Genomic DNA, 11,704 nt, shown 5'->3' with positions numbered 1-11,704 from the left:
CTACGCCAGCGCCTCCGCGATCGCCTGCCCGATCCGGCGGCCGAGGTAGAGATGGCCGGCGGCGGTCGGATGGACGTAGTCCGGGGCGGTGTAGATGCCGCGGTTCCCGACGCCGACGAAGTTCTCGAGGTCCACGTACGCCACTCCATTGGCGGCCGCTGCCTCGATCAGTGCCGCCCTGACCCGCCCCAGTGCGGTCGTCGGGCCGAGCGGTGTCCAAGGCCCGAGCGTCACGATGCGGGCCGCCGGCCACGCCGACCGCATCGCTGCGACGCTCGCATCATAGCGCCCGCGCAGGCTGACCAGAGCGGGCGCATCCGCGGCGAAGTCGTTGTAGCCCATTGCCGTGACCAGCAGATCGGGCGCCCGGGTGAGGGCGGCGATGCCCTTTGCCACCCGCTGGGCCGGGACATTCGTGCCTCCGCTGTTCCACCCGGCACCGCCCGCGCCGTCGCTCCATGCATCCATCTGGAGCTGTGCGGCGGCGGCCGCCGCCCAAGTCCGCGCCACCGTGGGTGCGCCCGTGCCCTGGCTGTAGCTGTCGCCGAGGACGGCGATGAACCCACGTCGCGCACCATCCCCAGGGAACCAGGCGCTGCCGGCAGGGTCGAGATACAGGCCGCCGAACAGGAGGTTGATCCCAGCCAGCCGGTAGTGCCGCGGGCGGCGGGGATCGCCGGTGGCAGTCCAGTCGAGCTTCACCAGCCGGCGGTCCCCGGTCGCGGGGGTGGCGAACGCACCTTCCTGGACGAGCTGGCCGTCGACGAAGACGTCGAACAGCGCATTGTGCTTCAACACGAGCAGTTCGAGTTGCGCAGCGTCGCTCATCCACTCCCATTGGATCGGGCGCGCGAAGCCGGTGCCCCCTGCTCCGTCGGATGCACCATATGCGGAGGGATCGGCTGCCACCGCCAGGATCGGCGTGCCGGTCACACGGAAGCAGGCGTTGGTCGCCGCCACCCGGACGGCGGATGGGATGGTGGTCGCGGCAGCGTCCGTCGTGGTGACGAGCGGCGGGCTTGCCGCCACGGTGAAGCAGGCGAGCGGGCCGACCGGTGCAGCCACAGCGGTCCGCATCGCGGTTTCACGCGCGTTGCGCCGGGCGACGGCATGCGCGCGCGCACCGATCCCCCTCGCCAGCAGGTCCGCGCTCATTGCGCCACCCGATAGGCGACCGTGCCGCTGAGCAGCGACAGTTCGAGGTAATAGCACGTGCCGGCGACGCTTTCCTCCGCGACCGGTTCGTTGGCGTTGGTCGTGAACAGGCCCCAAGGCTCGCCCGCAAGCGTCAGCGGATCGAGCGTAGCGCCGCCGTCCGCGGATCGCAGCACGCGCACCCTGCCGGACCAGCTTCCCGACAGCGTGAGGTGGATCGGCCGATCGAGTTCCGGCACGAACGGCCCGACCCGGCCTGACGTGGACGCGGTTCCCGCCAGCGGCGAGGCGGCGGCCGGGCCGCGGGCCAGCCGCACCGGCATGGGATTGGCGGTGTCCACGAACACGGCGTCGGCCCCCGGCTGCCCGAACGACAGGCCAACGGCAGGGACGAACGGTGCGGGTACGTCGATGGGAATGGAAGAAGACATACGGAGCCTCCCGAAGATGGAAATCCGCGGCAGGTGTGATCCGGAACGACAGGTGTAGGAAAGAAGAAACGTACCAGACTGGTTATTCTTGAAGCGGAGGTCGCAGCTTCAGCGGTTGCGCCGGGTTGCCGGAGAAGAAGGTCCATGGCGCGAGATCGCGCATCGCCACGCCCCGCGCGCCGAGCACTGCCCCCGTCCCCACCCGAACCCCGGGCCCGACAAAGGCTTCCGCGGCGACCCAGGCGTGATCCTCGATCCGGATCGGCCGCAGGCGGAGCGGGAACAATGGGTCGGCCACGTCGTGCGTGCTCGCGCAGAGGCTGGCGTCCTGCGAGACGACCACCGACCGCCCGATCCTGATGCGCCCCTGGTTGTAGCAGCGAACCCGCGGGCCGAGCACCGATCCCTCGCCGACCTCAAGGTTCGCCGGGTGCCAGACCCGGACCGAGCCGTAGATGCGCGCACCACGGCCGATCTCCGCGCCCCAGAGGCGCAACAGCATGCAACGCCAGCGGTGGAGCGGCGGCGGCGTCCACCGGGCAAGCAACAGCCAGCAAAGCCCCCAGCCGACCCGCGACAGCCGATTGCCGAGCGAGAAGCTCGGCTGGTGCCGCTCGACGGGCTCCAGCGGCTGCGACGTGCCGGTCCCTCGATCCATCGCCCGCTCCCCCGACGTAGACCGCAGCACCCACCGCGGTCGCCCCAGAGCCAGCATAGCTGCTCAGCCGGCATCTTCCACGGCGATGTCGCGCTACGCTGCCCAGGCCGCGACATCCTCCTGCTCGCCGATCAGCGCCAGACCGTGGGCGATCGAGGTCAGTTCGCCGCCGCTAGCGATCTTCTCGTCGCCGAACCGCTCGCTGAAGAGCCGGCGGATGCGCGGCGTGAGCGACGTGCCGCCGGTCAGGAACACGCGGTCGATCGCGGTCGGGGGCACCCCTGCCGTCGCCAAGGCAGTGTCGACGGCTGCCTCGATGCGGACGACGTCGGGGGCGATCCACGCCTCGAACTGCGCGCGCGTAACCTCTGCCTCGACCGAGAGCCCGCCGCCGGTGAACCGGAATCGGGCATGCTCCGCTGTCGAAAGGTCGCGCTTCACGCGGCCGACCGCGTCATAGAGGCGGAAGCCCTGCTCTTCCTCGATCACCGCGATCATGCGCCCGATCGCGTCCGGGTCGAGCGCGCTGCGGCGCAGCTTGTCGAGTTCCGCCAGCGTACGGCGATTGCGCATCAGCGCCAGGCGCGACCAGTCGGCGAAGTCGGTGAAATAGCCGCGCGGGATCTCCAGAACCTTGTCGAACGAGCGATAGCTGCTGCCCTTGCCCAGCAGCGGCAGGACGAGATGGTCGAGGATGCGATAATCGAAGCGATCGCCGGCGATGCCGACGCCGGCGTGGCCGAGCGGCTCGCACCGGCGAGCGGCGCCCGGTGCCGCAATGTGGACGACCGAAAAGTCGCTGGTGCCGCCGCCGAAGTCGGCCACCAGGATGGTCGCCGGATCGTCGATGCGCGCAGCGTAGCTGAACGCCGCGCCCACCGGTTCGTAGACATAGTGGATTTCCGCCCCCAGCCCCGCGAACATCGCATCATAGCGGGTGCGCGCGAGGGCGGCGTCCGGCCGATGTCCAGCATATTCCACCGGCCTCCCCACCACAACTCTGCCTACGCCCGCGATCGCGCCGCCGGCCCGTGCGGCGAGCTTGTCGAGGAACAGACGGCCGAGGTCCTCGAAGCGGTAGCGCCGATCGAAGACGGTTGCCTGTTCGAAGGCGCTGCTCGCCGCGACCGACTTGAACGACTGGAGGAAGCGGCTGCCCTCCGGGTACTCGAGATACTCGGCGATGGCCCACGGCCCGGCCTCGCACGCGACGCCGCCGGGCACCTCGTCCTGCCAGAAGCAGAGCGCGGATCGGAACACCGCATCCGGGCCGTCGGGTGCGTCCAGCAGGACGAGGTCGGCCGCGCCGCCGCGCGCCAACGCCGCGACGGAGTTGGTGGTGCCGAAATCTAGGCCGAGAGCGGTGGGGTGTGCGTGCGACATGGGGGTGCGGCCCTACACGCTTGACGGACGGGCTCAAGGCGTTTGACGGACAGCGGGTCGCCCGGAAGGGCGGGACCCGTTCGTTAGCAGCAGCGACCGCCGTTCTTGCCGCCGTAGCGGGCCTGCTGCCGATCGCGGAAGAACTCCGCCTCGCTCATGGGCGGGCTTTCGGGGTGATGCTGCTCCATGTGCAGGCGATAGGCAGCATAGGAGGGCATGCCGACCATGAGGTGGGCCGTTTCCCGCACGCGGGCGGCAAGGGCGGCGAGCCGGCTCATTGCGCCGCCTCCACCCGCGCGAGCGTCGGCGGGATCTCCGTCACGCTCGGCCGGGCGATCCGCCGGGCCTGGAGGCAGGTGCGGATGCCGTAGAAGAAGATCGAGAAGACCACGGCGAGGAAGATCGCGCAGAGCGCTGCATCGATGCGATCGTTGAAGACGATGCGGCGCATTTCGGCGAGATCCTTGGCAGGCGCCAGCACCTGGCCGCTGGCGAGCGCGTCTCCATACCGTGCCGCGTGCGCCAGGAACCCGACCTTCGGATCCGCCGAAAAGAGCTTCAACAAGCCCGCGCTGCCCGTGCAGACCAGCAGCCAGGCGGCCGGCACCATCGTCACCCAGGCGAAGCGCTGCTGCTTCATGCGGAACAGCACCACGGTCGCCAGCACCAGCGCCACGGCGGCGAGCATCTGGTTGGAGATGCCGAACAGCGGCCACAGCGTGTTCACGCCCCCCAGCGGATCGGTGACGCCCTGATAGAGGAAGAAGCCCCACGCAGCGACGCACAGCGCGGTCGCGATCAGGCCGGGCACGATCGCCGACGCCTCCCGGAAGCGGGGGACGGCGAGACCAATCAGGTCCTGCAGCATGAAGCGGCCGGCGCGCGTGCCCGCGTCCACCGCCGTCAGGATGAACAGCGCTTCGAACAGAATGGCGAAATGGTACCAGAAGGCCATCATCGCCTTGCCGCCGACGACGTGGCTGAAGATGTGCGCCATCGCGACCGCCAGCGTGGGCGCCCCGCCCGAGCGCGAGACGATCGTGGTTTCGCCGACGTCGCTGGCCGTCTGGGCCAGCATATCGGCCGTGACCGGGAAGCCCATCGCCGTGACGGCGGTGGCCGCGGAGTGGACGTCGGTGCCCAGCACCGCCGCGGGGCTGTTCATCGCGAAATAGACGCCTGGATCGAGGATGGAAGCCCCGACCAGCGCCATGATCGCGACGAAGCTCTCCATCAGCATCGCCCCATATCCGATAAAGGGGGCGTCGCCCTCGCTCGCGATCAGCTTGGGCGTGGTACCGCTCGCGATCAGCGCGTGGAAGCCCGAAACCGCCCCGCAGGCGATGGTGATGAACAGGAACGGGAACAGCGCGCCCGACCAGACCGGGCCGCTGCCGTCGATGAACTGGGTCACCGCGGGCATGCGCAGCGGCGGCGCCATGATCGCGATGCCGATGGCGAGCGCGGCGATGGCGCCGATCTTGAGAAAGGTGGAGAGATAATCCCGCGGCGCCAGCAGCAGCCACACCGGCAGCACGGAGGCGATCGCGCCATAGCCGATCAGGATCCAGCACAGCTCGACCGCCGAGAAGGTGAACAGCGGCCCGAAGGTGGGCGACGCCGCCACCTGCCCGCCATAGACGATCGCGAGGATCAGGCCGACGAAGCCGAGGATCGAGACCTCCCCGATCTTCCCGGGTCGCAGCCAGCGCGTGTAGATGCCCATCAGGATTGCGAGCGGCACCGTGGCCGCCACCGTGAACATCCCCCATGGGCTGTCGGCGAGCGCGCGCACCACGATGAGGGCCAGCACCGCAAGGATGATGACCATGATCATGAAGGCGCCGAACAGCGCGATCGTGCCTGGGACCGGGCCCATTTCGATGCGGATCAGCTCGCCGAGCGACTTGCCGTCGCGCCGCATCGAGATGAACAGCACCATGAAGTCCTGCACGGCGCCCGCGAGCACGACGCCCGCCAGGATCCACAGGGTGCCGGGAAGATAGCCCATCTGCGCCGCGAGCACCGGCCCCACCAGCGGCCCCGCCCCGGCGATGGCCGCGAAATGGTGGCCGAACAGGACGTTGCGGTGGGTGGCGACATAGTCCAGCCCGTCCGCGCGCCGGACCGCGGGTGTCTCGCGCGCGGGATCGAGCCGCATTACATGGCGGGCGATGTAGAGCGCGTAGAAGCGATAGGCGATCAGGTAGATTGCAACCGCGGCGACGACGATCCACAGCGCGTTCACCGACTCGCCGCGGGAAAAGGCGACCACGCCCAGCGCGGCCGCCGCCAACAGCGCAAGCGCCGCCCAGCCTGCTTTGGAAATCGCCGTCACCGTGCATCCTCTCTTCGATGCGCCCACCGCCGTGGCGGCGCGCGACCGCATCGCGCGGATGCGGCGTTCCGTCTCGCCCGACCACTCCTAACAAAGTCTGGAACCACGCGACAGGCGCCGCGCCCTCTTTAGGCGGCGATTTCCGGCGCCTCGGCCGTCGCTTGCGCCCGTTGAAGCGTCAGCACCGCGCGCGCTCCCCGCCCCCAGCCTTCGCTCTCCAGACGAAGCGCGCCGCCCATCGCCATCATCGACGTCGCGCACCAGTGAAGGCCCAGCCCCCCGGACCGGTTCTTCCGGGTGGAAAAGCCGCGTTGGAACAACGCTGGTCCGTCCGCGGGGTCGAAGCCTTCGCCATTGTCGCGGATGACGACCTCCACACGGCCCTCCCGCTCGGCAATGGAAACGCGAATGCTGGCGCCGGGCGTTTCTGCGGCCGCGATGGATTCTGCCGCGTTGGAGAAGAGGTTGCCGATCACCTGGCTCAGGATCACGCGGTTCGCGCGCACCAGGCACGATTTGGAGGGAAACACGGTGGCGATCGACAGTTCGCGCGAATAGCGCGCGATCGCGCCGTTGCGGGCGATCAACTGGGTGACGTCGCAGATCTCCAGTGGCAACCGGTCCTGATCCCGGCTGGAGCGGCTGCCGATGATCTCCAGCACGTTCTGCAGAGCGTCGCGCCCCATCTCCAGCTGGGAAAGCCGCTCCCCGCGCGCGCTCCGCTCGGCAGCGAGCGCGGCGCGCAGGAATGCGACCAGCTTCGCCCGGCGTTCCGGCTGCGTCCCCGGCTCGCCAAGCTCGTTCAGCGCCCGATCGATCGTGGCAGGATCGACCGGCAGCCCGTGGCTGAGCCCCTTCGACAGGATCGTGCTGATCGGGTTCAGAGCGTTGCGAACGTTGTGCATCGCAGCCTCGGCACTCTCCGTCCGGCCAAGGCGGAAGGACTGCACCTCCAGCTGCTCGCGCAGGCTGGCGAGTTGGCCGAGCATCGCGTTGAAGCTGGCTACCAGCGAGCCGATTTCATCCCGGGTGACCGGATCTGGCAGCGTCGCCATCGAGCCGGAGTCGCCGATCTGGTGCATGTGCCGCTCGACCGAGTGCAGCCGTTGCAGGACCAGCCGGTGGAAGATGCGCCGCAGCATGATGAGGAGAAGGAGCATCAGCGCGGTGACGCCCGCTGCCGCGTACATCAGCAGCTTGCCGCCGAGACCCCATAGGTTCCGATCGATCGAGAAGGCGACGCCCGCGACGGGACGACCGTCCCAGCCTGCAATCGGCACCCGCAGGTCCAGGCTGTCGCGGTTGCGGTCCACCCGCGGAGTAGCGGCACCCATCGGCACGAGCCGGACCGCCCGCTGGAGGCGCTGTTGTATCTGGGCGCGGTGTACCGGCTCGGCAACCGCGGCATAGGTGGGGATCCCTCCTGTGCGCGCGGTCACGCGCGCGATGCCGACGGCGATCAGCGTGCCGCCGTTCCAGGCGAAGAAGCTGCCCGATCGCGCGTCCCCGAGGGCTGCAACCGGATCGATACCGCGCAATGCCTCTGCCGTCCGCCGAGCGTCCGGCGGATCATCCGGCACGAGCAGTCGGGCGCGCGGGCTTTCCTCCGCGAGCCGCACCGCCGGCTTCCCGCCGGCACCGGCCTCGTCCACCGTACGGGCCGTCGCCTCCACCTGCAGGCGCAGCGTGTCGAGCACGGCGGCGGCGCGCATCGTCTCGCGCTGGATAGACTGATCCTCCAACTGGCGGAAGCCGGGGGTGAGCACCAGCGTCAGCATCAGGGCGATGCCGAGCGTCCCGGCCACGCCGATGCCGGTGAGGATCCACACGAGCTTGCCGGACAGGGACGTCGGGCCGGCCCCGCGCAGGTGGCGGCGCCAGCCCTGATGCGCGCGCCGGCGGCCGGGCATCAGCCGGTGGTGCCGGTACCCGGCACTTGCGCCTCCGGTGCGCAGGGGGCCTGCGGGTCGAGCACGCTGCCGCCCTCGGCAAGCCGCACCGCATCCTCGGCGACCAGCGGCGGGGAGAGATAATAGCCCTGCACCTGGGAACAGCCTGCCAGGCGCAGCGCCTGGAGCTGAGTCTCGTTCTCGACGCCCTCCGCCACGACCTCCAGACCCAGCGCGCGGCCCAGATGGATGATCGAATGCACGATCGCGGCAGACTCGCGCTCGCGTCCCATGCCGTCCACAAAGCTGCTGTCGATCTTCAGCGTGTCGAGCGCGAAGGTGCGGATATTATACAGGCTGGAGTAGCCGGTGCCGAAATCGTCGATCGCCACGCGAAAGCCCATCTGCCGCAACCGGTAGAGGGTGTCGGCGGCGCGTTCGGCATTTTCGGCGAGCGCTGTTTCCGTAATCTCGATCTGCAGCTGGTTCGGGGACACGCCGGCCCGCTGGACCTGCCCCACCAGTTGCGCCACGAAATTCTGCCGGCGGAACTGGCGCGGAGAGAAGTTCACGGAGACGAATTGCCCTGGCCAGCGCTTGGCCGCTTCGAGCGCCTCGCCCACCACCCAGTCGCCGAGATCGTGGATCAGCCCACTTTCCTCTGCGACGGGAATGAACATCCCCGGAGAGATCATGCCGTGTTCCGGGCTGCACCAGCGAAGCAGCGCCTCGAAAGCGACCACCTCCAATCCGCCGCGCGCAAAGATCGGCTGGTAGACGAGCGAGAGTTCGCCGTTGGCCATCGCCTGGCCGAGCCCAGATTCGATCTGGCGGCGGAAGCGGACCGAATCGTCCATGCTCTCGTCGAACACCCGGACCAGGTTGCGCCCCGCGCGCTTCGCTTCGTTCAGCGCCAGGTCTGCACGACGCATGATATCGACGGAGTCGCGCTGATGATCCGCATCGGCCACCACCAAGCCGATCGAGGCGGTGTTCTGTACCGATTGTCCGAAGATGCTGAGCGTCCCCGAACAGGCACGCAACAGCCGCTCGCAGCGCATCACCGCATCGTCCTCGCCGGAGACCGACATCATCAGCCCGAACTCGTCACCCGCGAGACGGGCGACCAACCCGTCGTCCCCGATCTGCTCCGACAGGACGTTGCAGACGGTGCGGATCACTTCGTCGCCCGCGAAATGGCCGAAGGTGTCGTTGATCAGCTTGAACCGATCGATGTCGAGCATCGCCACCGCAAAGCAACCCGGCACGTGCACGCGTTCGCTGAGCGCGCGCAGGAAGGCCAGACGGTTGGGAGCCTCGGTGAGCGAGTCGTGGCTGGCCAGATGGGCGGCCTTGCTCTCGTTGGCGGCAAGCTCCAGCGCCTGTTCCTCGAGCCGGGCCACCTTCTCCGCCAGGGCCGCGCGGGTGGCAGCGAGTTCGCGGTCCAGCTGCCAGCGGTGCGCGAGCGCGGTCGCGGTCTGCACCACCTCGACCGCCTCGAACGGCTTGGCGATGTAGAAGATCTTGTCCGCCGGCCCGGCGGCACGGAAGATCTCGGCCGGCGCGAAGTCGGAGAAGCCGGTGACGATCACCAGGCTCACGTCCGGATCGATCGCGCGGATCCGGGCCGCCGTCTCCTTGCCGTCGATGCCTGGCGGCATGCGGACGTCGATGAACGCCACGGCGAACGGCCTGCCGGCGCGAACGGCCTCCTCGACCGCAGCGACTGCCTCCAATCCCTGGGAGACATGGACGAGCTCCAGCTCCGGATCCGGATCGGCAGCCAAAGCGCCGTTGCCGTCTTCCTCGAACAGCTCGGCGGCCATGGCGGACAGGGAGCGCTCTCCTTCCGGCCTGCGGAATGCATGCCGGTAGGATTCGTGCATCGCCGGTTCGTCGTCTACAATCAGTATCCGCACCGCGGCCCGACTCCCTCACCAAATGGACGGGAGCTTACCGGGCGGCGCGTTACAGCGAGGTAAACGTCGCGCCGGATTGGCTTTTCTCTTCGCGGCTGCCGGCGGGTTATTCGACGGTCACGGACTTCGCGAGGTTGCGCGGCTGGTCGACGTCCGTGCCCTTCGCGACTGCGACGTGATAGGCGAGCAGCTGGACCGGCACCGAATAGACGAGCGGCGCGATCAGCGGGTGGACCTTCGGCATCTCGATGGTCGCGACCGCATCCTCACCGGCGAGCGCCAGACCGTCGGCGTCCGAGATCAGCACCACCTGCGCGCCTCGCGCCTGCGCCTCCTGCATGTTGGACACGGTCTTCTCGAACAACGGTCCCGAGGGCGCGAGCACGATCAGCGGCACATGCTCGTCGATCAGCGCGATCGGGCCGTGCTTCATCTCCCCCGAGGCGTACCCTTCGGCGTGGATGTAGCTGATTTCCTTGAGCTTGAGCGCGCCTTCCAGAGCGAGCGGATAGTCCGGTCCCCGCCCGAGGTAGAGCACGTCGCGCGCGCCGGCGATGGTGCCGGCCATGCGCTGGATCTCCGCATCATGCCCGAGCGCGGCGTTGAGGGCTGCGGGGGATTCCACGAGATGGCGGACGATTTCGCGCTCTTCCTCCGGCGTCAGCTTGCCCTTGGCGCAGGCGAGATTGACCGCGAGCGCCGCCATGACCGCGAGCTGGCAGGTGAATGCCTTGGTGGACGCCACGCCGATCTCCGGCCCCGCATGGGTCGACAGCAACAGGTCGACCTCGCGCGCCATGGAACTCGTCGGCACGTTGATGATGCCGGCGGTGGTGACGCCGTTCGCCTTCATGTGGCGCAGCGCCGCGAGCGTATCGGCGGTCTCACCGGACTGCGACACGACGACGCCCAGCGTGTTGGGCAGCAGCACGGGGTCGCGGTAGCGGAACTCGGACGCGACATCGACCTCGACCGGAAGCCGCGCGAACTTCTCGATCCAGTATTTGCCGATCATGCCGACGTAGGAAGCGGTGCCGCAAGCGACGATCGCGACCCGCTCGACGCTGGACAGGTCGAAGTCCATGTCGGGCAGCGCGACCTTCTCCTCGACGGGGCGGAGATACGACCGCAGCGTCTGGGCGACGACCACCGGCTGCTCGTAGATCTCCTTGAGCATGAAGTGGCGGTGGTTGCCCTTGTCGATCAGCGCGCCGGTGACGCCGCTGATCGTGATCGGCCGCTCCACGGGGTGGTTGTCCTTGTCGAAGACCTGCGCGCCCTCGCGGGTCAGGACCACCCAGTCGCCCTCTTCCAGATAGGAGATGCGCTGGGTGAGCGGCGCCAGCGCCAGCGCATCCGATCCCAGATAGGTCTCGCCGTCGCCATAGCCGACGACCAGCGGCGAGCCGAGGCGCGCACCGATCAGCAGATCCGGGAACTGCCGGAACAGGATCGCGAGGGCGAAGGCGCCATGGAGCTGCGGCAGCACGGCCTTCACCGCATCCTGCGGGCTGTCCCCCGCCTCGATCCGCTCGCTGACGAGGTGGGCGACGACCTCACTGTCGGTCTGGCTGTGGAACTCGCGCCCGCGGGCGATCAGCGCGTCGCGCAGCGGCTTGAAATTCTCGATGATGCCATTGTGGACCAGCGCCACCTCGCCGGTGGCATGGGGATGGGCGTTTGCGGTGGTCGGCGCGCCATGGGTCGCCCAGCGGGTGTGGGCGATGCCGGTGGCGCCGGGGAGCGGCGCGTCGCGCACCTCGCGGATCAGGTTGGCGAGCTTGCCCTCGGCGCGGCGGCGATCGAGCACGCCGTCGTGGACGGTGCAGACCCCGGCCGAGTCATAGCCGCGGTACTCGAGCCGCCGCAGCCCATCGACCAGGCTGTCCACGACGTCGCCGCCCCCGATGATTCCCACAATTCCGCACATG

The 11,704-nt window shown here is 69.0% G+C and carries 9 protein-coding genes; all 9 read right to left on the bottom strand.

The features are described from left to right. The 9 genes from EO081_RS13090 to glmS all read right to left on the bottom strand — a co-directional run bounded on the left by EO081_RS13090 (position 1) and on the right by glmS (position 11,703). Positions 1 to 1,155, bottom strand: a complete 1,155-nt coding sequence (locus EO081_RS13090; RefSeq protein ID WP_129342319.1) for an SGNH/GDSL hydrolase family protein — start codon at positions 1,153 to 1,155, stop codon at positions 1 to 3. Then, entirely contained in the window at positions 1,152 to 1,586 is a 435-nt protein-coding gene (locus tag EO081_RS13085; protein WP_129342318.1) for a hypothetical protein, read from the bottom strand. Before EO081_RS13085 ends, EO081_RS13090 begins: the two co-directional genes overlap by 4 nt. Before the next feature lie 82 nt (positions 1,587 to 1,668). Further along, positions 1,669 to 2,244 (bottom strand): LbetaH domain-containing protein, encoded by a 576-nt coding sequence (locus EO081_RS13080; protein WP_129342317.1) that lies wholly within the window; start codon positions 2,242 to 2,244, stop codon positions 1,669 to 1,671. A gap of 93 nt (positions 2,245 to 2,337) precedes the next feature. Continuing rightward, positions 2,338 to 3,627, bottom strand: coding sequence for an Hsp70 family protein (locus tag EO081_RS13075; protein ID WP_129342316.1), 1,290 nt, complete (start codon positions 3,625 to 3,627; stop codon positions 2,338 to 2,340). Between the two features lie 83 nt (positions 3,628 to 3,710). Beyond that, positions 3,711 to 3,905, bottom strand: coding sequence for a YbdD/YjiX family protein (locus tag EO081_RS13070; RefSeq protein ID WP_129342315.1), 195 nt, complete (start codon positions 3,903 to 3,905; stop codon positions 3,711 to 3,713). Next, positions 3,902 to 5,956: a carbon starvation CstA family protein gene (locus tag EO081_RS13065; RefSeq protein WP_375781661.1), complete on the bottom strand. Its 2,055-nt coding sequence runs from the start codon at positions 5,954 to 5,956 to the stop codon at positions 3,902 to 3,904. The genes EO081_RS13070 and EO081_RS13065 overlap by 4 nt, the downstream gene beginning before the upstream one ends. A 137-nt stretch (positions 5,957 to 6,093) precedes the next feature. Further along, a complete protein-coding gene (locus EO081_RS13060; RefSeq protein WP_129342313.1) occupies positions 6,094 to 7,875 on the bottom strand; it encodes a sensor histidine kinase in 1,782 nt (593 codons plus the stop codon). Further along, positions 7,875 to 9,740 (bottom strand): putative bifunctional diguanylate cyclase/phosphodiesterase, encoded by a 1,866-nt coding sequence (locus tag EO081_RS13055; RefSeq protein ID WP_129342312.1) that lies wholly within the window; start codon positions 9,738 to 9,740, stop codon positions 7,875 to 7,877. The genes EO081_RS13060 and EO081_RS13055 overlap by 1 nt, the downstream gene beginning before the upstream one ends. A gap of 139 nt (positions 9,741 to 9,879) precedes the next feature. Next, a complete protein-coding gene (glmS, locus tag EO081_RS13050; RefSeq protein WP_129342311.1) occupies positions 9,880 to 11,703 on the bottom strand; it encodes a glutamine--fructose-6-phosphate transaminase (isomerizing) in 1,824 nt (607 codons plus the stop codon). Position 11,704: the final 1 nt, after the last annotated feature.

It is taken from the genome of Sphingomonas desiccabilis, from assembly GCF_004135605.1.
Lineage (GTDB): Bacteria > Pseudomonadota > Alphaproteobacteria > Sphingomonadales > Sphingomonadaceae > Sphingomonas > Sphingomonas desiccabilis.
The sequence above is the reverse complement of the archived record's forward strand: the minus strand, read 5'-3'. Positions and strand labels throughout refer to the sequence as shown.